Below are 20576 nucleotides of genomic sequence, written 5' to 3'. Positions count from 1 at the left end.
AACATCCACGATCCCCGGTCAGTGCGCCGCGTACCACGCTGCCCAGGTGGTCCACAGGTGCACCTGGTGGGCCGGCTCCCCGAAGCCGTGTGGCTCGCGGGGGTAGCGGTGGAACCGCACCTCGCAGCCGATGTCGGTGAGCGCGCGGTAGAGGAGCAAGCCATTGATGGGGGGCACGCGCGAATCCTCATCGCCGTGCGCGATCAAGGTCGGGGTGACGACCTTGCTCACCCAGCGCAGCGGATTCGAATCGGCAAACTCCTCGGGCTGCTTCCAGGGATCGCCGCGGAACTCCCATTGCGCGGCAGCGCCGTGGTTGATGTCGGATCCGGCGTACTGCGCCACCACGTCGACGACGCCCGCGCCGACCATCGCGGCGCGATACCGGCGCGTGTGGCCGATGGTCCACGCGGTGACGTACCCTCCCCAGGACCAACCCCCATAATAGAGGCGCTGCGGATCGGCGCGTCCGGAGGCGATGAGCGCGTCCACGCCACTCTCGATGTCGGCGAGCTCGACCTCGCCCAGGCGGCCCCGATTGGCCGCGTAGAATGCCTGGCCATAACCGAAGCTGCCGCGGTAGTTCGGGCGCAGGACGGAGTAGCCGCGCGCCGCCATGTACTGCACGAAGGGATTGAACCCGTCCTGGCTCACGTCGTCGGGCCCGCCATGCGGGGCGACGAGCAGCGGCGCCGGGCCCGCGCCCGCATGCGGCGAGACCGTGAGAAGGCCCTCGATCTCGGTGCCATCCGCGTTTTTCCACCGCACCACCTCGGTCTTCGCGACCGTCCACCCCGCGATCCGATTCGATTGCGGCGCGACCACCTGCAGGGCGCCCGTCTGCAGGTCGACCACCGTCGGCGCTTGGGGATCGGTCGGCGTGGACGAGAGCGCCGTCGCAAAGCGCCCCGATCGGTCCGTGGTACCCAGGGGCCCAAGCAGGCGCGTCGTCCGGCCGAGCTGGGTGGCGCTACCGCCCGCAGCGGGGACGCGCACGAGCTTGGTCCCGGTCCGCTCGGCGACGACCAGGGTCAGGTTCCGGCCATCCCCCGACCAGGCGAAGCTTCCAATCGTGGCGTCGAGCTTGTCCACCACGTCCCAGGACCGCCCGCTCTCGGCCTCGTACACATTGAGCGCATTGAGTAGCGAGAGCGTGTTCTTCCCGCTGTGCACGGCCACGTAACGCCCATCCGGCGACCAGGCGACGCTCCCCAGCGGTCGCGGCTCCCGGGTCAGATCACGGACGACGGTGCCATCAGCGGCGCTGAGGATCCGCGCCGATTGCCGCATCGCCGCGTCGTGGGGTTCCGACGAAGGCGAGGTGATCACCGCGAACCTCCGCCCGTCCGGCGACCAGCGGAACGCGAGCACGTTCTCCTGGCCCGTGGTGACACGCCGTGGGGCCTTGCCGCCTCGTTCCAGGACCCAGAGCTGTGACGCTCGGTGGCGGGCGGCCTCGTCGACCACACCACCGCTGCGCCACGCGGCCTCCTTCTCGGCCGCGGTGAGCGGCGGCGCGGCAGTGAAGGCGATGGAGCGGCCGTCGGGCGCGAGCTCGTAATCCTCGAATTCGAGCTCGCCGACATCCAGCACCTCGGCCTCGCCGCCGTCGACCGGCAGGACGTGGATCTTGCGTCCGCCGCCATTCGAGCGCACGAACGCGATGGCGCGGCTATCGGGCAACCATTTCGGGTCTCCGACCGGTTTGTCGGCCCGCGTGAGCTGCCTGGGCGCGCCGCCCGCGCGCCCCACCACCCAGAGCTGCGCCTCGGACTTCCAACCGCCGGAGGTATCGCTGTCCGAGGGTTGTGCTTCCGGATTGAACCGCGTTTCTTTCACCACATAGGCAATCTGCTGGCCGTCCGGGGAAATGGTGACCCCCTGGATCCGCGGCAGAGACGCGACATCCACCGCGAGCGGCCGCGTCTCGGGATGCGGCACCGCCGGGAGCGTGGACACGGCGGCCGGCGCAGGCGCGGCGGGCGTGGAGGGCGTCGGTGTCGCAGTCCACGGAGGGAGTGCAGCCGCACTCGGAGACGTGGGAGCGGTGGATGCATCGGAAGGCGTGGCAGGCCCCGGAGCCGGGGCCGCGCCGCAGCCAAGGAGGGAAAGTGCCAGGAAGGTCGAGAAGCGGGCGCGCATGGCCGGCGACGCTAGCACGCCTCCGGGCATCTGAGCATGGGACGTGGAGCCGGGGCGCTGCCCCGGGCCCCGCGGGGGCTGTTCGCCCCTCGACCCGAACCAGCGCAAGCGCTGGACCCGGGGTCGATGAACTGCGCGATGCGCAGTTCATCGAACAGGCCGAAGCAAGACCGGCAGGCGATCCTGCCAAGCAACGAAGGGCCCTCACGCGCCGAAGAAGCGCAGATAGTAGGCGCGGTTCTCTTCGTCGGAGAGCCCCCGGACGCCGAAATGCTCGAGATCGTCATCCGGAAAGCGCAGCGATTGGAGCGCGCGCCCGACACGCTCACGGACACGAAGCTCCCTGCCGTCGTCGATGGTGCCCCCCGCGTTCGGCGCGTCGCCGGTGCGGATTCGAACGACGCCGCCCGGGAGCGTAGCCATCTGCACGGACGGCGCGAGCGAGGTGAGCTCCTTGTTCACTTGCTTCGCGAAATCACGCCCGAGCAACGTGATCCACCCGATGTGGAGGAGGAACGGTTGATTGGCCCAGATCGTGTACACGTACGGCTCTCCCACGGTGATCCCGGGGAAGTCGCGGCTCCACGAAGCATAACTCGGAAGCCCTCGTTCGCGCAGGGGTCCCCATTGGTCTTCGAGCCATCGCCGCGCGTCTCCGTCGGGGCCGAGGTACTGGGAAATGCCGCACCAACCGGAGGTGAGGTCGAGGCCTCCGCAGAGCTCGTCCACGAGGGTCGCAAGCTCGGAAGGGCGCGACGCCCATGCGATCGGGAGGTACCCGCGCGCCGCGGCGCCTTCGGCCATGAGCTGCCCGACGAGCGCCGGGGGCTCGGGGGAGCGCGCGTTTTTTCCGGCGGCGAGCGAATGCACGCCCATGACCCGCCGATTCTTCGCGTCGAAATGGGAGGACCACGACGCTTCGGTCTGCGCGACGCTCGACGCGCGATATGCCTTGTGGTCTCCCCCCTTCGAGAGAAGGCCCGTGTCAGGGAACCGCGCGAGCCAGCGCGCGCCGAATTCGCGGACCGCCGCGCGCACGGTCGCGTTTTCCCCGGCCGCCAGCACCACGATCTCGACGCAAGGAAACACGAGCACCTCCTGCGTGTCCGGATGGCGAAGGCCGAGAGGCTCGAAGGCGCCGAACGCCGATGCCTCCGTCGCTCCCACGGCATGCTCTTTCGGGGCGGCGCCACGCGGCGGCGGCTCGGCGCGCACGGGCGCGAGCTCCTGATACAGGCGGAGCTCGACGAGCGCTTCACGCCATTGGCTCCGGAGCCGCGTCCGGAGCCACGTGCTCGCCTTGGGCGGCAGGAGGAGACCCTCCACGGAGCACTCCACATCGTGGCCACTGGACCAGACAAAGGACGCGCCGCCCGACATGCCGCCGTGCTGGGATACCTCGTCGAGCAGATGAAGCACGCTCGACTCGACCTCGGATCGCGTGATCCCGTCGGCATCCGCCGCAAAACGAAGGTTCAGGAACGCGGGCTCGGTGGGCACGACGCTCTTTGGCCAATCGATCGTGGCGGAGGAGCGGGCGGGGCGGTTTGCCATGGCGCCCGCCCCGTAACCCGGGCCTCGACGCGGCGCAAGGGCCGCCGTTCGGAGATCGGATGGATCACTTCCGCAAAAGCGCCACGATCCGAAGTGGTCCGCCTGTCCCGTGCGCGATTTTCATGGGCAACGCGATCACCCACGCGCCGCGCTCGGGCACGCGATCGAGGTTCGCGAGGTTCTCGAACCCCGGCACCTCCGCCTCGCTGGCAATCCTGTGGACGATGAAATCACGCGACGGGCCGTGATCGATGCTCGCCGAATCGACGCCGATGGCGGCGACGTGCCGCTCGCCGATGAGCAGACGTGCCGCGTCCTCCCCATACGAGGGGAAATGAAGCTTGTCGATCGCGCCCGGCGTATCATCCCCGAAATAGGCTTTTCGATTGGGATAACGTTTCCCCCAGCCGGTGCGCAAGAGCACGATGGTCCCGGGCGTGATGGGCTCATGCCGCGACTCCCACGCAAGAACGTCGGCGGCGGTGAGCCGGTAGTCGGGGTTCTCCGCTGCTTTCGCGGCGACATCGATGACGACGGCGGGAGCGATGAGCCGCGCGAGTGGGACCTCCGCCGCGGTCATCTTTCCCTCGGCGAAGTGGATCGGCGCGTCCATGTGCGTCCCGCCGTGCTCCGGCGTGCAGAATGCGTTCGCCGCGTAGAAGTACCCCGCCTGCGTCCGTCCGTAGGCGAGCTTTTGCAGCTCGAACGCGCTCGGTGCGTTCGGCCAGTAGAGCGTGTGCTCGTCGAAGGTGTACGTGAGATCGACGAGCTCGGAATGGTCGATGTCGACGAGCGGGCGCGACGCGGCGCATCCGCCAAGGACGATGAGCGCGGGAACGAGAAAAGCGTGTCGCATGAGGGTCCCCCTTTCGAGAGGGTACCTCCACACGGCGAGGCATGCATTCTCGAAAAACTCGGATCTCGACCCCAGCGACCGAGCGCCCATAACGGGAACCTCATTCCGCCTCGCGCCGTCTCCCCCGCGTGCGATTCATCGGCCTCCGCGGCGCGTGGTCGTGGCCGTCATGATCGACGTCGGCCCCGAGGAAAATGCGTTCCTGGCCCCGCTCTTCACGCACCTGCCCCAGAAGGAAGGCGAAGGGACCTGTCTCCAGACCGAGGGCCTCGCCGACGTGCTCCTCGGCGACCGCGGCGGCTTCTATCGGTACGACGGCTCTCTCACGACGCCCGATTGCAGCGAGCACGTGCAATGGATCCTCATGGAGAGGCCGATCCTCGCCTCGGCCGAGCAAATCGGCCGGTTCATCTCGGTCTTCCCGGACAACGCGCGCCACGTGCAGCCGACGGGTGGCCGCACGATCACGTTTTATCCGGGAGGGCCTGCGCACTTGTGACGTTCACGAAATACGGCCTGATGGCGTCTCCGCCGAGCCCGGACGCCGGCGCGAGCGCTTCTAGCTCTCTTCGACGCGGATCGGGATCCAGTCGAATCCGGTGACGCCTGCATCGAGGAAGATGCGGCGGACCTTGGGGGTGACGAGGAACAGGGGACAGGGGAACACGGCTTTGCTCACGTCGCCGTTGAACTTCACCTCGCCGTACCATTCCCAGGTCACGTTCACGTCGCGGATATCGGCGACGTCCGTGGCGCGGTAGGCGAGGCGCATAGGGACCTCTGCAGGGTTCGTGAAGCTGCTCCGCCCGCAAGCGCACGGCTTGTAGGGTTCGATCCCGGTCGAACGCGGCGACATGCGAGGCAAGGTGTGCGCCGCGCAGATCTGCCGCCACGGGAGCTCTATGGGGCCCTTCTCCTCGAAGGCGGCAAAGACGCCGCGGAAGGAGATCCCGGTTAGGCCACTCTCCGCGAGCGTGCCGGCGAGCTTCTCGTCGACGAGCATGTCTTTGTAGTAGGTCGCGGACGCGCGTCGACCTTCGAGTTTGGGCAAATCTTCGCCGTCGATGAACATCGCCGACGTCTGCCGGGCCCCCGCGCCGCAGCGCGGACAAGCCTCGGACATGTCGTACGTCGTGCCCAATCGCGGCCCTCCGAAGACCGTCTCGTTGTTGTCGTACGACATGATGAGCAGGCGCGCCGCGTCGAGCTCCTCCTCGGTGTACTCGTCCCAGCGACGCTCGAGCGGCTCGAGGCCGAGCGCCTGGAAGCGCCCTTGCAGGATGGGGAGCCGCGGGTCGTCGCTATAGAGCTCGACGACGAGGTAGGCGAAGCGCATGCCCTGAATGTCGTCGTCCGTCACCTCGGCCACCTCGGGCCCGCAGCCTGCTGGTTCCAGAATGGATCGCTTCGGATCTGGGATATCGGCGGTGTTCTCGAAGAATCGAACCTTGGTTCTCATGTTGGTTGGTCCGTCCTCCCGCAAGTACGACAAGCTCGTTCAGTCCGCGAAATACGATTCGATAGCCTTGAGCCAGTGCGGACTGTCCTTGTAGACCTTCTGGTACATCTTCCACACGTCCGATTTCTTCAAATCCTCCGGAAGACGCTTCGTCGCCTCCCTCAGTTGCTTCCCTATCGCGATGTGCTGCTCCTTCGTCAAGAGCACACATGGCCCGTCCTTCGGGTCGAACCCGAAGTCCCTCATCTTCGCCGTCTCGAAGATGTGGTGCGCCTCCCACTGGCCTCCCCGGCCCTTCGTGAACTTGCCCATGAGCTTGTACGGGCCAATCGCGCCGAGGCTGTGCAGCGTATCCGCGATCGCCGGCCCGACCTTGCTGTTGCTCAAGAGCTTGGCCATGTCCTCACTGAGATCCGCCTCCGTGAGCACGAGCCGCGTCTTGTTTTTCGCCGCTTGCCGTAGCTTCTTGAAAAACGCCCTCGCCTCCGCTTTCCCAGCGGCCGAAAGCGCGATGAGGCTCGCGACGGTCTGGGCTACGGGGTTGTCGAAGCCGTCCGGGTTCTGGCCGCCGATGATCCCGGAGCGCTTGCCGTCGGCCTGCTTCGTGTCCTCGTTCAAGTTCCCGTCGACCATCGCCGCGAGGAAGGCGAGCTCTTCCGCGAGCTGCTCGGCAGTGGTCTTCTCCTCGCCGTCGCCTTCGCCGTCGCCCGTGCCCTTGCCGTTGCCCTTGCATCCCTCCTTCGTCTGCTCGCACGACGCCACACTGGACACCGGCGCCCCAGGACGAAACACGCGCTCCGGCAGCGCCCCGCCCCGATCCACCAGCGTGCAATGCTCGTCCACGCACTTCGGCGGGTGCACATCGTCCTTCTTCGGCAAGGTCGACGTCGACGGCAACAGCGGCTCGTTCGACAGCACGCCCTCGGGCGGAGGCGGCGCGGGCCGCGGCTTCTCCGGCGGGCGCTCCGGCATCTTCTTCACGCCCGGCGGCACGACCTCCACCTGTTCGTCCTTCGCCGCCTGGGGCGCCGGCTTCGGCGACTCCGAGGCTTCGGCGGCCGGCGCCGCTCCCGCCTTGTTCTCCTCGGCCGGGTCCTTCGGCGCGCTCTTCGACGGCGCCGGCTTCGGACGCGGCGGCGGCTTCGGACATTGCAGCTTGTTGTAGGGCGGCGGCAAGAACCGGACGTTTTCTGGCGGCGCCCAAGGGTCATAGGCGAAGGTCGTGAGGCCGTTGGTCTTGGCCGTGAAGACCTGCCAGCTCTGGGTCATCACGGTCGCGCTCCCCGACAGGGCCCACTGGTCCATCTTCGGGTGCCCCGGGAGCCGCACACAGACGCGGATCTCCGCGCGGACGAGAGACGGCACACACAGGACGAGGAGGAGCGCGAGCAAGAAGAGGGCCCCAGGGCGACGCATGCGAGCCTGGTCACCGAAAGTATGCACGCGGGGCAACTTTCCACCCAAACCGCACGCCGACCCGTCTGGCGCCGATATCGGAAGGTCGAACCGCCGGACGACCCTTCCTCGCCGAAAAAACGGTTCCGTTTTTTTGTCGCTCGACCCTTCCTTTACAAAAAACGGAAGGCTCAGCGGCGCCGCGACCCTTCCTTGCCGGACCGCGCCTCTCCTCGACGCGCCGCGGACGGGTCAGAAGGAGATTTGGAAGACCATCGTTTCGCAGGCGACCCTTCCGCGGCAAATTTGGGAGAGGCCTTCCGCACAAAAGACGCGTCGCGAAGCGATTCAGGGAACCGTTTTTTCGTCGAGGAAGGGTCGAACGCCGGATCGGGAAACCGATATCTGGCGAAGACGGGTCGAAACGCTTCTTTTTCCCCGGTTCCGCTGCCGGAAGAGGGAACGGGAGCCGATGTCACGCGAGCGACAACGCCTTCAAGCGCTCCCGGGCGAGGCGCAGGCGACCGTGAACGGTCTTCGTCTTCAGCCCGAGCGATTCGGCGATCTCCTGGATGGAACGCCCCTCCAGGTACGGAATCATCACGGCTCGAACGCGCGCCCCCACCTTCTCGAGGAATCGAAAGCTTTCGATGATTGCGCGCATGGTTGAGCCCGATCACCACGAGCCACGGACGCGCCTGCTCCGGCGTGCTGTCGTCCATGGGGGAACGAATGCCCGACCTGGCCGCCGAGCTGCAAACGGTGGTAAACTTCTATGGCCAACGGGCCGCGGAAGAAGTCGGCAACCTGAACAAGGCCAGGTTGAAGAGGTAGAGGGCGGGGGCGCTTGCCGCTTCCGCTCCCGCTCCCGCTTCCGCTTCCGCTTCGGATTCCGGAGGCCTTCAGCCGTCGTAACCCGATGGTTCTGCGTCCTGCTGACGGGGTAGCCGAAGCAAGCAAAATCACCCCGCCGTCAGCGTTGACCTAACATCCGAACTCCGAAATTTGGCCACAGATGGTAGTTTCGTGCAGACGAGCCGTTCGTGAGCGAACCGACGAGAGAACCGATGGATTCAACTGACGAGACGCCACGCACTCCGCTCGAATGCATCGACGGCGAACCCTTCGTGTTTGCGGCCGTTTCGCCCATCCCCGGCCGCTCGCCGCGTCTCGGTCTCCCGCTGGCCTGCGTGGGCCCCGCGATCGATCACTACTCGTCGCAGCACGCGCCGCAGGGGCTCGTCGCGTATCGTCTGCGTCGGGGGGACGTGGCGGTCCTCGATGACGTGACGCGCGCCCTCTCGCGTGTGCCAGAAGCGGAAGGCAGCGATGCCGGCACGGCCTATGGGTATCGCGTGTGCGCTTTGCTTTGCGACGATTCGATCGGGCCGAAGATCGTCTCTTGGCTAGAGAGCTGCCTTGCCGACGAGTCCATTCCCCGCGCGGCGCGCGCGGCGCTGGCTCGAACGATCGCCTCCGATCCGCGATGCGCTTCGCTCACGCTCGACGCACTCTTCGCGTCGGCCGTCGTCGACGACGAAGCACGACAGACGTATGCTGCGCGGTGCGGTGCGGGGCAAGGCGCACGCACCGAGCCCTCCGAGCCGGAGCCCGACGATGCGCGGCGCGCGCTGCTCGCGAATCCGTTCCTCGCGGTGCGTGAGCTGAGAGATGGCGCGCGTGAGGTGCTCGCGGCTCACCCCGAGCTTCGCGGGGACGTGCTCGCCGCTCTCACGGTCGCGGTCACGGACGAGACCGAGCAATACTACGTCCGCTTTCACGCGCTCGAGCAGCTCGCGGAGCTCGATCGCGCGTACGCGGTCGCCATCGCCGAGATGGTGGAAGACCCTCGGATGGCCCCGCTCGTCGCGCCGCTCGTGAAGTTTCCCGAGCCCGGCGCGCTTGCGCGCTACGCGCACAACGTCGGGCTTCTCCCCGAGCTCACCGACGGGGAGCTTCGTGCGGTCACGATCGAAAACGTCCTCGGCTCGCGTACAGCCCTCTTCGCGAAGGAGACCGACGAGTACCCGAATCACTACGACCGCGTGCTCGCTCGCTTGGCGCGACTCGTGTCGCCGGTGCTCGACGACGTCCTCTTCGAGGAGGTGCCACACCATGAGTTCTTCGATGACGATGACGACGACGAGGACGACGACGAGGACGCGTATCGACCGGTAAACGACCCCGATCAGTTGCGCGACGCGTACAGGCTGCGCGCGTTCTTGCCGGATTGCACCTACGAGATCATCGCCGGCAACACCACGGATTGGATCACGGTGGAGCCGGTGCTGGGGCTCCTGAACACGCTGTGCGAGGCGCGCGGGTCGGACCTACGCTTCGTCGAGCTTCCGACCGGCTCGCAAGACGCGTGCGTGCTCGCGGCGCCAGCGCGGGCCATTCAAACCGCCGTCGACGAAGGCATCCTCGTCGTGATATGGCCGAGCTGAGAGGTGAGACGGTGACGAAGGTCGTGACGGGATGCTCGTGCAAAGCCTTTGCCGACGCACGCAACTACGGATTCGTGCGCGAGGATGCAACGGGCTTCTGGCTCGCCGATCTCGAGCAGGGCTCGTCCGGCATGGGGGGTTATCAGCGGACGTATGGCCCCGCGATCGCGTTCTGCCCGTTCTGCGGCACGAAGCTCGCGACGGCGCCGCGCGACGCAAGCGGTCCGCGCGGCTAAGACCGGCCTGCCGCCGGGTGGGTTCATCGAGTACCGTGCGCCCATGTGGCGCCTCTTCGCGAGCCTCGTCATCGCCCTCTTCGTCACCTTCCCGCTGTGCTTCGCCGCCGTCGGCCTCGCCGTCGAGTACGCGGCCGGCAGGCTGGTCGTCGACGATACCGCTCTGCCGGTGAGCATCGGCCTGGTCGTGCTCATCGCCCTCTCGTCTTTCGGCGCGCTCCGCCTCTTCCAGGCCTGGCGCCGGACCCGCCCGCCGCGCAACGAGACCACCGAGACCCGCGGCTTCCTCGAGCGCTTCGCCCTCGCCAATCCCGGCCTCTTCGAGAGCGCCCTCAGCTTCAACGGCTTCGGCCTGCGCTACCTCGACCCGCACCACCGCGGCCCCGGCGGCGCCCTGACCATGACCTTGTGGCTGACCGTCGCCTTCCTGCCGGTCGCGCCGGTCCGTCGCGAGCGCCTGCGCTTCCTCGGCCCCGAGAAGCAGCGCGGCCTGCCCTTCGTCCTCACCTGGCAGACCGCCACGATCCAGACCGGCGAGCGCCTCCCCGTCGACCGCCCGCGTAGCCGCCGCGTCTACGGCTTCTACTACGGCATCTTCCTGCCGCTCCTCGTCGCCCCGCCCGTCGTCGGCTTCGTGATGGTGGTGCAGCGCCACTTCGACGGCGCGCCCTGGCAGTTCTTTACCGCGGTCGCGCTCTACCTCGTCTGGGGCATCGGCCTCGTCTTCCTCGAGCGCCGCGTCATGGGCACCCCCGACGCCCTGTGAGCCGCGGTTGGAAGCGCAAAGCGGTCTCGGCGATCAAGACCGACCCGCTCGGGAGTGAACAGATCGCCCGAAGACGCCCCCTTCTAGCGACAATGGGACGGTCGACTCGGTGGCAGACGCGAGTCAGCGGCGCGCACACGGCTTGTCGAACCGAACGGCCCCGTCTATGGTCGCGCCGATGTCGGCACAGCGTATTCCGAAGTGGTTCCGGGCGGTCGCGGGAGCAACAGCGGGCCTCTGGATCATCGTCAGCATCTACTACTGGCTCGGCGCCGGAGGCGTGCGCGCCCATGGCGCGTCGATGTCGTTCGAGCGTCAGCACGACTTCGCGCTCCTGCAGATCGACGATGGTCGCGCCTTCCGTGTCGACAAGTACGGCGTCAGCATCACGAAGTACCGACGGGGCACGTTTCCCTTCTGCCCTCTTTGCGGAGTGAACGAGTCGGCCGGAACGGTCATGAACGGCGCGCAGTACCGCAAAGGCGACTGGGTCTACACGGATTACCCGCAGCCGTTCAACGAGGCGGTGAACCTCAAGACCGGCGAGGTGATCGATATCCCGGCGGCCGAAGACCAGCTCGAAAAGCCGCCGTCCGAGTTCGCCGCGCGCGGGCTCGACTTCGAGAGCGAAAGCAAGCTCGACGCGGGCCGCTTCCTCGCCGAGTTCACGCCGCTCTCGACGATCAACGAAAGCTGCATCGTGTTCAACATGGCGTTCCTCTTGATCTTCGCGGTGCTCCTCGTGGTGGGGATCGTGCTCGCGATCCGTCGGCCGAAGGAGGCTTGAGGGCCGACGCCGCCTGCGTAGCCCCACGAGCGAGGTGGATGCCTGTGGCATGCTACACTCCGCCCGTGCGCCAGGCCGCCCCCCTCCTCGCCCCGCTCCTCGCCCTCGCGTGCGCGAGCGCGAATCCACCCTCCAGCGCGAAGCCCGCGGAAAACCCCCCCACGCCCGCCCGGGCCGACAACCCCGCGCCCGCGCCTGCGCCCAGGCGCCCCGCTTTCACGATGACGAAGGCGATGGTCCCCATGCGTGACGGGGTGAAGCTCGAGACGGTGATCTTCTCGCCCGTCGACGCGAAGAAGCCATTGCCCGTGCTCTTCATTCGCTCGCCTTATGGCATCCCCGAGGACGCCTCTGACCTGGAAAACCCCGGGGTAGACGCGCTCCGCGCGGACGGCTACATCATCGCGGCCCAGAACTGCCGCGGGCGCTTCGGCTCCGAGGGGACGTTCGTCATCACCCCGCCGCCGCACGACCCGGCCGACCCGCGCGGCGTGGACGACGCCACCGACGCGCACGACTCCATCGAATGGTTCGTGAAGAACGTGCCCGGCAACAATGGCCGCGTGGGGATGATGGGCACCTCGTACGGCGCCTGGACGGCCACCATGGCCCTGCTCGAGCCGCACCCCGCATTGCGAGTGATCGTCGAGGAGGCCTCTCCCGCCGACGAGTTCACCGGCGACGACTTCCGCCACAACGGCGCATTCCGGCTGGCCTACGGCTTCGAGTACGTCGCCAGGATGGAGACGAGCAAGGAGGCGAACACGGTCTTCTCGTACGGCCGCTCCGATCTCTACGATTTTTTCCTCGACCTCGGGCCGCTCGCCAACGTCGACGCGCGCCATTTCCACGGCAAGATGCCGACCTGGAACGATTTCGTCGCGCACCCGAACCTGGACGCGTTCCTCGAGCGGCGCGCGATCGTGTCGCACCTGCGCAAGGCGACGATCCCCATCCTCAACGTCGCGGGCTGGTGGGATCAGGAGGATTTTTACGGGCCCTTCGGCATCTACGCGACGCTGGAGAAGAGCGACGCCGCGCGCAAGAACCACCTCGTCGTGGGCCCCTGGAACCACGGCGGATGGGGCAGCCCCGGGCGCAAGCTCGGACCCGTGGATTTCGGCAGCGACACCGGCGTGCATTACCGGGACAAAATCGTGGTCCCCTGGCTCGCCCACTGGCTCCACGACAAACCCACCGAGGACCAGCCCGAGGCGACGATCTTCGAGACCGGCACGAACCGCTGGCGCACCTTCGATCGCTGGCCGCCCGAGGCCGGCGTCACCAAGAAAAAGCTCTACCTGCGCGCGGGCCGGGCCTTGTCGTTCGAGCCGCCCACGGAGACGGGCCGGGGCGCCGCCGACAGCTACGTCTCCGATCCGCAGAACCCGGTGCCCTTTGTCCCTCGCCCGATCCAGCCGCTCCTCACGGGCAGCCAGTGGCGGACGTGGATGGTAGAGGACCAGCGCTTCGTCGATCATCGGCCCGATGTGCTGAGCTTCTCGACGGGCCCGCTCGACGCGGATCTCACGGTGGCCGGCGATATCGTCGCCGAGCTTTTCGCGTCGACGTCGGGCACGGACAGCGACTGGATCGTGAAGCTCATCGACGTCTACCCGGAGGGCGATCCGATGCCTCCGCCCGAGCCGCAGGCGGACGGTGAAAAACCCGCCGAGCCGGACGCCGACATGCGCGGCTATCAGCTCATGGTCGCGAGCAGGGTCCTGCGCGGGCGCTTCCGAGACAGCTTCGCCAAGCCCGCGCCCATCCCGCCCGGCAAGGTGCTGCGTTATGCCATCGACCTCGAGACCCGCGCCCACACGTTCCGCAAGGGGCACCGGATCATGGTGCAGGTGCAGAGCACCTGGTTCCCGGTCATTGATCGCAATCCGCAGCGCTACGTGGACAGCATCTTTGCGGCGAAGGAGTCCGATTACGTGGCCGCCACCCAGACGATCGCGCGCTCGCGCGAGGCGCCCTCGGCGATCGTCCTGCCGGTCCTGTCGCCGTGACGCTCTCAGTGCCGGCGCGCTGCGGCTCTTACGTAGGAAACGCGCTGAAAGCCGATTACGTCAACTCGAAGGGGACCGGGTCACAAAAGGCTTGACAGCTGTGGAACCGTTCGGGTGTCCTATCCCCCGATTCTACCCTACCGTTTCGCTGGCGACTTTGGAAGGGACGCGCCCCATGACCACTTTGCCCAAAGGCCCCACCAACAACATCCTGGTGAACATACAGGGGATCATGGACCCGATCGGCTACACGCTGCGCTTGCGGGAGCGCTACGGCGATCCGATGTCGTGCCCGAAGATGAACGGCAAACCGGTGCTGGCCACCGGCAGCGTGGAGGGTCTGCGCTCCGTGTTCGCGGTGCCGCCGGAGGCCCTCGATCAGATGCTGGCCGAGAGCTTCACCGCGGCGATGGGAGAGTCGTCGCTGTTCGTGCTCTCGGGCGCGCGGCACACGGCCATGCGCAAGCTGCTCATGCCGCCATTTCACGGGCAGCGCATGCGCCTCTATGGGAAGCAGATCTGCGACCTCAGCCTGCAGCACTCCCGGGACCTCAGGCCGGGCCGAGAGATCGTGGCGCAGGACCTCATGCACAAGATCTCGCTGCAGACGATCATCCACCTCGTGTTCGGAGTCACTGCACCGGCGGAAGTGGCGCGCCTCGAGAAGCTGCTCGAGGCGCTGCGCGAGAGCTTCTCCTTGGGCCTGAACATCACCCTCATGATTCCCTGGCTGCGCCGGGAGTTCGGGGGCTTCGGCCCGTGGGCGCGCAGGGTGCGCGCGACCCAGGACCTGCGCAGCTTCCTCGATCCGGAGCTCGCCCGCCGCCGCGCCGAGCCCGCCGAGCGCACCGATATCCTGAGTCTGCTCCTGGAAGCCCGCCAGGAAGACGGGACGGCGCTGAGCGACCTGCAAATCTTCGAGCAGCTGCACACGCTGCTCTTCGCGGGGCACACCACGACCGCGGGCGCGCTCACCTGGGTGCTCTATTTTCTCGGAAACGCGCCCGCCGTGTTGCGCCGGCTGCAGGACGAGCTTACGGCGCTGGGCGCGGATCCGGATCCCGAGGCGCTGGCCAAGGCGCCGTATCTGGAAGCGGTGATCAACGAGACGCTGCGCCTGCGCCCGCCCAGCCCGGGGGTGGGACGCAAATTGAATGCGCCGATGCAGATCGCGGGCTACGACTTGCCGGCGGGCTCAGGCGTGTTCGCGCAAATCATCTGGGCCCACCACGATCCCAAGGTATTTCCGGAGTCTGCGGTGTTTCGTCCCGAGCGATTCCTGGAGCGAACCTATTCCCCCTTCGAATTCCTGCCGTTTGGCGGCGGGAATCGGCGCTGCATCGGGGCCGCCTTTGCGCTGTACGAGATGAAGCTGGTCCTGGGGACGCTGCTGCGGCGCTACAGCTTCGAACTCGTGTCCAAGAAGCCGGTGCGGGTGGGGCTGCAAGGTCTGCCCGGCTCTCCGGTGCGCGTGATCGTCCGCTGATTCCTGCGCCCGGGGGGGGGGGCCCGGGGGGGCCCGGGGGGCGGGGGCCCCCCGCCCCGGCGCGGTGGCCCCAAGGATCCTCCACGACGGATTTCCACCATCGCGAGTGCACGATGGCCGTTGCGGTGGGACATTCTCCGCGTGGCCATCTCAAAAGAGAAAATGCAAAGCTGGGCGATGCGGATGATCGAAGAGGCTCGCCCGCCGTCGCGGACGATCACCGCCATCGACGACCTGCTTGCGTTACGCAGCTTCTTCCACGGGGACCGGACGCTCTTGTTCGGCATGAAGACGACGCCCGACGCGTTCGAGGATCCGAGTGCGCTCATCGAGGAGGCGCGGGGCGCGCTTCGCGAATGGTTCGATCACTTCGCCGAGATCGGCGATGCGAAAGAGCAGGCACGGCTCTACTACCGACTCGAGCACATGATCGACATCCCCGAGCCCGAGCTCGTACGCCAAGAACGCGCGGCCAACGAGGCGCGCGAATCTGCGAAGCGCGACGCATTGAGCGTGCTGCCACGACCGCTCGATGCGGTCGCCGCGGTCTCTCCGTCGCTCGCGGCCGCGCTGCAGAACCCCCAGGGCGAACGTTCGGAGGACTTCTTCGCCGAGTACGGGGAAGCGCTGACGCCCAAGGGCAACACGTCGCTCGACATGTCGAACTTCGATTGGCTGAGCGCCGATCCTGACTGGGACGAACTCGTCGGCTCCCGATTCGACGCGCCGTTCTTCCCCATCGCCGGATCGGATGGCGACTACGTCGGCGTGCTCGTCTTCCTCGAGGCTCCGGACGACGACGCCGTCGTCCTCTACTACTCGCACGAAGAGGGCTTCTTCTTCATGGCCGAGAGCCTTCAGCACTGGAATGCGATGTGCGACGCGGCCTCGGCCGGCGGTCGTGGAGTGAAGAAGAAGGCCGACCGCGCTCGCGGCAGCGCACCGCGTTGGAAAATCGACGGCGCTCTTCCGCCGAACGCCTACGGCGATGCGCTCGCGCGGGCGGAGGCGATCATCGAACGCCTCCACCGCGGCAGCTGAAGACGCGAACGCTCACTTCTGAGTACTCGAGCGCCCCCCTCAGAGCGGCGTCGTGGTGATGTTCGCGGGGACCGCGCGCATCACGAAATTCTCGGCGTAGTTGCAGAGCGAATAGAGTCGACTGCGCGTCGCATCGAAGGCGATGCCGCAGTCGACGCTGCCGAACTGCTGGCTCGCGTGCCGCGCGAGGCTCGTCTTCACCCAGCGATTGTTCGCGACGTCGTAGCCAACCTGCTGGTTGTCGACCCACATCTGCACGAAGAGCACGAGATCCAGGGCCTCGATGTAGACCATCTCGCGAACACGGTTGAGGGCTTGTGACGAGGGGCTGTTGTCGATGAAGGCGCGGTTCGTCGGCTCGAGCGCCGTCGCGTTCGCGGAAGCGAAGTCGTAGGCCCAGACCTGCCCGCCGGCGTCCTCGTATCCCTGCGCGGCGAACATGAGCATGCGATTGCGCTTCGAGTCGTAGACCATTCCACTCTCGTCACCACCGACCAGGGAGGCAAAGGTGCCCATGACCGGAAGAGCTTCCCACGCGTGCTTGTCGGCGACGAATTTTCCGAAGAATCCGCCGGCCGACGGACCCCCCGTCCACGCCACGACGCCGACGGGGGTTGATGCCGTCTTGACGGAGTAGAGGTCGTAGCCGAAGGGCTGCGTCGGAACGAAATCGACCCAGTCTCCGAGCGCAGGATCATACACGTGCGTGCCTGCGCGGTGCGGCGCGATGAGCAGACCGGACACGGGATCGAGCGCGACCGCGTTGTACGTGTGGTTGTTGCAGTCGGGGCGCCCGCTGAACGTATTGCCGATGGACAGGGCCTCCGCGACGTGCCCGATGCTGTAGCGACCGGTCTCGAGGTGGAGATGTTGCACGGTATTCGTCGGGTCGGACTGGTGGCCGCCGGTCCAGTGCAGGAGCTGATGATTCTTCTCGTCGAAAATCGTGCTGCCCCAGGAACGTGAGGTACTGGGGCGCTCCACGGTCGGCAGCGCCGTCCAGACGTTCTCGGGCAATCCGTCGATCCACGCGCCGAACGTGCCTTCCGGATCGCGCGGCGCTTCGTCGTACCACGCCGGCGACCAACCGCTCGCGGCTTCGGCGCGTGAGAACGAGGTGCCGGGGTCGACGCCTTTCGTGGCCGTGGCTTCTGCGTCGAGCGTATTCGGATCGAGGCGGAGCGCCCACGTGCTCGATCGCTGCAAACTCGGGTACTCCGAACCGCCGTTCGCGACCGCGAGCATCGTATCGCCTCCGACGTGCGTCGCGCCGACGATGCGCATCATGGACGCCTCCTCCTCCGCGGGCACGCTCGCGACGAAGGACCACTGCATTGTCGTCGCGTCGAAGAGCCACGCCTCGGTCGGGAGCTTCTCGTCCGGGTTTTGTGGTTCGATCTTCCGGCGGAACGTGTTGCCCCCGACGAGCAGCGCGCGACCGCCCGTCATGCCGATGAAGCGGGCGCCCTGGCGCGGGCTCGGCGAGCGCTCGGGCCAAAGCTGCCGGTATCGCTGGGAGGCGAAGTCGTAGATCCAGGTGTCGGCCGTCGCGAAATCCCCGTGGGTTCCACCAAAAAGGACGAGGCCGCTGCAATCCGGCAACACGGCGACGGAGGCAGCCAAGCGCGGAGGCGGCTCGGGGGCGAGGGCCCATGCGGCTTCTCGAACCTTGAGGGCGACACGATCGAGCGCGGTGAGCGTCTCGCCGGCGAGCGCGCCGGCGAGCGCCTCCGTGCCGGCCGTATAGGCCGTGACAGCTTCGTCGAATCTGGTCTTGCCCATCGTGATGCTTTGCTCATCGAGCCCGGACTTGCCACCGAGCGCGGCCACGCGGTCCTTCAGCCCTTTGAGCTCGGCGTCGAGCCCCTGCCACGCCGGGACGACGTCGGTCTGGACCCACATGGCGAGATCGCTCGGCGGCAAACCGCGATGCCACGCGGCGCGGGCGCGCGCGACGACGAGCCGGAGCTTGTTCGAGGTCGTTTCCAGATCGGTAAAAAGGCTGCGCGCGATGTCCGTGCCTCGTGGCGACGCCCGCCAGGTGTTGGCCTTGGGATCAAACGTAAAGCTCCCGAACGTCCCAAGGGCTGCGCCGGGCGCCTGTCCGCCGAGAAGCAACACTTCCGCGTGCGCGGAGTCCCACACGAGATTCGCGTCGACGATGGATCCGAACGGACTGCCGTAGTCGCGAAACGCCGCCCACGTCGGCGTCACGGCGGCCTTCCACGTCTCATCACCGACCGCGGTATTCGTGAACGTCGCGAGATCGACCTTTTCGAGCAACGTCGACGTCTCGTATTTCTTCGTGAACACGTACGCGGCGTCCGGCGCGAACGCCGCCTGAATGGCCCCCGACAACGACGCCCCGAACATCGTGGGTGTCGTCGACCAGGCGCGCGCCGCGAGGTCGAAGGTCATGACGGGGCTGCGCATCACGTCCGCCGGCTCGGAGCCGGGCTCGGCCTTGGGCGAGGCGAGGACCACCTTGCCCTCGTGGAGGAACATGAGCGTGTCTCCGCGGATGCCGGTCGTGTCGACGTCGATCTTCGTCAGGGTATTCGCCGGGATGTCGAGCGGCGAGGACGAAGCGGAGCCCGGTTTGCATACGAGGGCGAGGTTCTCGGCGGGTGTCGGATCGATAGGTTCGGTCCCCGCGTCGTCGGAGGTATTCGGCGGCCTGTCATCGTCGGGGCTGCTGCATGCGACGGCGAGAAGGCAGGTTGCGACGGGGAGAAAGAGAGAGCGTCGACCGGAAAGGTAGCGCATGCGTGCATTCGAGCATGCAATGCGCTCAGGCGGTAGTTGATTTCGAGATCGATCGCATGCGAGCGGCACCGATTGCAGCCTCGCGGCACATTTGGGCTCCGAGGAGAGGGCAAGCGATGGCCGCTCTCCGCGAGGCGCGGAGGCGGAGGCGGAGGCGGAGGCGCGTGCGCTTGCGCGTGCGCGTGCGCTTGCGCGTGCGCAGGCGGATCAGGCGAGCGCGAGCGTTTGCAGGTGCCGTCGGGCGAGGGAGATGCGGGCGTAGGCGGTCTTCGTCTTAATGCCGAGCGCTTCGGCGATCTCCCGGATCGAACGGCCTTCCAGGTAAGGCACCACGACCGCACGGATGCGCGGGCCGATCCTCAAGAGGAATCGCTTGAGCCGGAAGAGCCCGTACGTCGCCAGCACGAGCGCCTCCGTCGACTCCGCTTCGTCCTCCCGCTCGGGAAAGTCATCCGAAAGGCCCGCGAGAACCTCCCGTTCGCAACGCGCCAGCTTTCGATGATTGCGCGCACGGTTGAGCCCGATCATCAGGAGCCAAGGGCGCGCCTGCTCCGGCGTGACAAGACATTCGAGGCGTCGCCAGGCCGTGATGAAGATTTCCTGCACGACGTCGTCCACGTCGCCACGTCGCGGGGAGGGATGGCCTGTCCAAGAAGAAGGCGGCGCAGGAAATCGCGGTGTTCCAGGTAAAGGCGCCCAAGCAGGGCGTGCGCCGCCGTAAAGTTTGCCGGCGGCGAATGGAGCTGTATCGTAGCCATACTCATGACTCCGGTTTGGTCGGGGTTGTGGGGAGACGCCGGTCGGTGTTAGGTGCGCCGGCTGGCGTCGCTTGCTTTGTCTCATGGATTGCGGCCGGAGGCAATTGGAAAAGAGCGGATTGGTTCGTCGGCGGAGAACCCACGATCCGCCGCGAATGGGGCGAGGGGCGTTGGAATGGGAGCTGTGATCCTGGGCTGAAAGTCCCTCACCCCCAACCCCTCTCCCGTCCCGGGAGAGGGGCGAGAGAGGCTTCTCTTACGAGGCGCGGCGGTAGACGAGGCGGGTGAGGGTGGCGATGACGTGGTCCATTCGGTCGAGGACCTTTGCGTCGACGTTGCCGATATAGCGCATGGCCTGGGCGACCTGGACGCAGGCCAGCACCTCCCTTGCCGACCCGAGTGCGGAGGAGTAGCGCTGTCGCTTGTTTCCGGCGTGGTTGCCCATGCCTTCTGCCGCGTTCAACGCGACGCTATGCATGGCCCTACGCATTTGCCGCGCCAGATCCGAATCCTTTCGCTCAATCTGTCCTGCAATGCTTGCCGCGTCCCCCGCCATGGCCAAAACGACTTCGTAGATCTTCAGCATGGATGATTCCTCCGCCCGACGGCCCAATCGCCGGGACCCCCGTCCCACACCGTCGCGCGCAGGCCTTTTCAAGGCTGCGCAGCACCGCGCGGACCCGCCCGCAGCGCGAAGCGCGAGGACGGGGAGCACGGCTTGGCCTTGAAGAGGCCGAGCACGACGGTACGCTCGCCGTCCCCGAGTGGAACCCCTGCATACCGTTCCCCAAGCGCACGCACACGCGCAAGCGCACGCTCAAGCGCACGCTCAAGCGCACGCGCACGCGCACGCGCAAGCGCACGCGCACGC

18 protein-coding genes are annotated in these 20576 nt (G+C 67.1%); 9 read left to right on the top strand and 9 right to left on the bottom strand.

The window, feature by feature from the left end; all coding sequences use genetic code 11:
* Nucleotides 1-18 precede the first annotated feature (18 nt).
* The 3 genes from KEG38_RS33390 to KEG38_RS33380 form a co-directional block, all read right to left on the bottom strand.
* On the bottom strand, nt 19-1959 hold the full coding sequence (locus KEG38_RS33390) for a S9 family peptidase (RefSeq protein ID WP_272424167.1): 1941 nt from the start codon (nt 1957-1959) through the stop codon (nt 19-21).
* Nucleotides 1960-2346: 387 nt separating this feature from the next.
* Nucleotides 2347-3696 (bottom strand): type VI immunity family protein, encoded by a 1350-nt coding sequence (locus KEG38_RS33385; RefSeq protein ID WP_272424165.1) that lies wholly within the window; start codon nt 3694-3696, stop codon nt 2347-2349.
* Nucleotides 3697-3760: 64 nt separating this feature from the next.
* Nucleotides 3761-4552 carry a cyclase family protein gene (locus KEG38_RS33380; RefSeq protein ID WP_272424163.1) on the bottom strand — a complete coding sequence of 264 codons (792 nt, stop codon included), beginning with the start codon at nt 4550-4552 and terminating at the stop codon, nt 3761-3763.
* On the opposite strand from KEG38_RS33380, the gene KEG38_RS33375 reads away from it, so the two are divergent.
* Nucleotides 4479-5051, top strand: a complete 573-nt coding sequence (locus KEG38_RS33375) for a carbonic anhydrase family protein (RefSeq protein WP_308216892.1) — start codon at nt 4479-4481, stop codon at nt 5049-5051. The genes KEG38_RS33380 and KEG38_RS33375 overlap by 74 nt on opposite strands.
* A gap of 60 nt (nt 5052-5111) precedes the next feature.
* On the opposite strand, the gene KEG38_RS33370 is transcribed toward KEG38_RS33375, so the two are convergent.
* From KEG38_RS33370 to KEG38_RS33360, 3 genes are all read right to left on the bottom strand, one after another.
* Nucleotides 5112-6011 (bottom strand): hypothetical protein, encoded by a 900-nt coding sequence (locus tag KEG38_RS33370; protein ID WP_272424160.1) that lies wholly within the window; start codon nt 6009-6011, stop codon nt 5112-5114.
* A gap of 39 nt (nt 6012-6050) precedes the next feature.
* Entirely contained in the window at nt 6051-7427 is a 1377-nt protein-coding gene (locus KEG38_RS33365) for a hypothetical protein (RefSeq protein ID WP_272424159.1), read from the bottom strand.
* 454 nt (nt 7428-7881) lie between these two features.
* Entirely contained in the window at nt 7882-8070 is a 189-nt protein-coding gene (locus KEG38_RS33360; RefSeq protein WP_272424156.1) for a sigma factor-like helix-turn-helix DNA-binding protein, read from the bottom strand.
* A 2-nt stretch (nt 8071-8072) separates the two neighbouring features.
* Between KEG38_RS33360 and KEG38_RS33355 the strand changes: the two genes are divergently transcribed.
* The 8 genes from KEG38_RS33355 to KEG38_RS33320 all read left to right on the top strand — a co-directional run bounded on the left by KEG38_RS33355 (nt 8073) and on the right by KEG38_RS33320 (nt 16181).
* Entirely contained in the window at nt 8073-8240 is a 168-nt protein-coding gene (locus KEG38_RS33355) for a hypothetical protein (protein ID WP_272424154.1), read from the top strand.
* A gap of 233 nt (nt 8241-8473) precedes the next feature.
* Nucleotides 8474-9853 carry a hypothetical protein gene (locus KEG38_RS33350; RefSeq protein WP_272424151.1) on the top strand — a complete coding sequence of 460 codons (1380 nt, stop codon included), beginning with the start codon at nt 8474-8476 and terminating at the stop codon, nt 9851-9853.
* A gap of 11 nt (nt 9854-9864) precedes the next feature.
* Nucleotides 9865-10089: a hypothetical protein gene (locus KEG38_RS33345; RefSeq protein ID WP_272424150.1), complete on the top strand. Its 225-nt coding sequence runs from the start codon at nt 9865-9867 to the stop codon at nt 10087-10089.
* A gap of 43 nt (nt 10090-10132) precedes the next feature.
* Nucleotides 10133-10855, top strand: coding sequence for a hypothetical protein (locus KEG38_RS33340; protein ID WP_272424148.1), 723 nt, complete (start codon nt 10133-10135; stop codon nt 10853-10855).
* A gap of 178 nt (nt 10856-11033) precedes the next feature.
* Nucleotides 11034-11642 (top strand): hypothetical protein, encoded by a 609-nt coding sequence (locus tag KEG38_RS33335; protein ID WP_272424147.1) that lies wholly within the window; start codon nt 11034-11036, stop codon nt 11640-11642.
* A 65-nt stretch (nt 11643-11707) separates the two neighbouring features.
* Nucleotides 11708-13654, top strand: coding sequence for a CocE/NonD family hydrolase (locus KEG38_RS33330; protein WP_272424145.1), 1947 nt, complete (start codon nt 11708-11710; stop codon nt 13652-13654).
* 175 nt (nt 13655-13829) lie between these two features.
* Complete coding sequence (locus KEG38_RS33325) at nt 13830-15140, top strand: cytochrome P450 (RefSeq protein WP_272424144.1); 1311 nt, start codon at nt 13830-13832, stop codon at nt 15138-15140.
* A 141-nt stretch (nt 15141-15281) separates the two neighbouring features.
* Nucleotides 15282-16181 carry a hypothetical protein gene (locus tag KEG38_RS33320; protein ID WP_272424143.1) on the top strand — a complete coding sequence of 300 codons (900 nt, stop codon included), beginning with the start codon at nt 15282-15284 and terminating at the stop codon, nt 16179-16181.
* A 39-nt stretch (nt 16182-16220) separates the two neighbouring features.
* On the opposite strand, the gene KEG38_RS33315 is transcribed toward KEG38_RS33320, so the two are convergent.
* The 3 genes from KEG38_RS33315 to KEG38_RS33305 form a co-directional block, all read right to left on the bottom strand.
* The gene (locus tag KEG38_RS33315; protein ID WP_272424142.1) at nt 16221-18947 is read right to left on the bottom strand and encodes a Kelch repeat-containing protein; all 2727 of its coding nucleotides are present in this window, start codon (nt 18945-18947) and stop codon (nt 16221-16223) included.
* Nucleotides 18948-19154: 207 nt separating this feature from the next.
* Complete coding sequence (locus tag KEG38_RS55730) at nt 19155-19565, bottom strand: RNA polymerase sigma factor (RefSeq protein WP_272424141.1); 411 nt, start codon at nt 19563-19565, stop codon at nt 19155-19157.
* A 396-nt stretch (nt 19566-19961) separates the two neighbouring features.
* On the bottom strand, nt 19962-20291 hold the full coding sequence (locus tag KEG38_RS33305) for a four helix bundle protein (RefSeq protein WP_272424139.1): 330 nt from the start codon (nt 20289-20291) through the stop codon (nt 19962-19964).
* Between the last annotated feature and the right edge of the window lie 285 nt (nt 20292-20576).

Origin of the sequence: Polyangium jinanense (assembly GCF_028435265.1) — a bacterium.
Taxonomy (GTDB): domain Bacteria; phylum Myxococcota_A; class Polyangia; order Polyangiales; family Polyangiaceae; genus Polyangium; species Polyangium jinanense.
This window is presented reverse-complemented; position numbering and strand designations above follow the sequence as displayed.

Excerpts from the sequence above, each read along its gene's own strand:
- KEG38_RS33385 (WP_272424165.1), bottom strand. The coding sequence starts at position 3,696 with ATGGCAAACCGCCCCGCCCGCTCCTCCGCCACGATCGATTGGCCAAAG.
- KEG38_RS33375 (WP_308216892.1), top strand. The coding sequence starts at position 4,479 with ATGTCGACGAGCGGGCGCGACGCGGCGCATCCGCCAAGGACGATGAGC.
- KEG38_RS33380 (WP_272424163.1), bottom strand. The coding sequence starts at position 4,552 with ATGCGACACGCTTTTCTCGTTCCCGCGCTCATCGTCCTTGGCGGATGC.
- KEG38_RS33370 (WP_272424160.1), bottom strand. The coding sequence starts at position 6,011 with ATGAGAACCAAGGTTCGATTCTTCGAGAACACCGCCGATATCCCAGAT.
- KEG38_RS33365 (WP_272424159.1), bottom strand. The coding sequence starts at position 7,427 with ATGCGTCGCCCTGGGGCCCTCTTCTTGCTCGCGCTCCTCCTCGTCCTG.
- KEG38_RS33360 (WP_272424156.1), bottom strand. The coding sequence starts at position 8,070 with ATGCGCGCAATCATCGAAAGCTTTCGATTCCTCGAGAAGGTGGGGGCG.
- KEG38_RS33350 (WP_272424151.1), top strand. The coding sequence starts at position 8,474 with ATGGATTCAACTGACGAGACGCCACGCACTCCGCTCGAATGCATCGAC.
- KEG38_RS33340 (WP_272424148.1), top strand. The coding sequence starts at position 10,133 with ATGTGGCGCCTCTTCGCGAGCCTCGTCATCGCCCTCTTCGTCACCTTC.
- KEG38_RS33335 (WP_272424147.1), top strand. The coding sequence starts at position 11,034 with ATGTCGGCACAGCGTATTCCGAAGTGGTTCCGGGCGGTCGCGGGAGCA.
- KEG38_RS33325 (WP_272424144.1), top strand. The coding sequence starts at position 13,830 with ATGACCACTTTGCCCAAAGGCCCCACCAACAACATCCTGGTGAACATA.
- KEG38_RS33315 (WP_272424142.1), bottom strand. The coding sequence starts at position 18,947 with ATGCGCTACCTTTCCGGTCGACGCTCTCTCTTTCTCCCCGTCGCAACC.
- KEG38_RS33305 (WP_272424139.1), bottom strand. The coding sequence starts at position 20,291 with ATGCTGAAGATCTACGAAGTCGTTTTGGCCATGGCGGGGGACGCGGCA.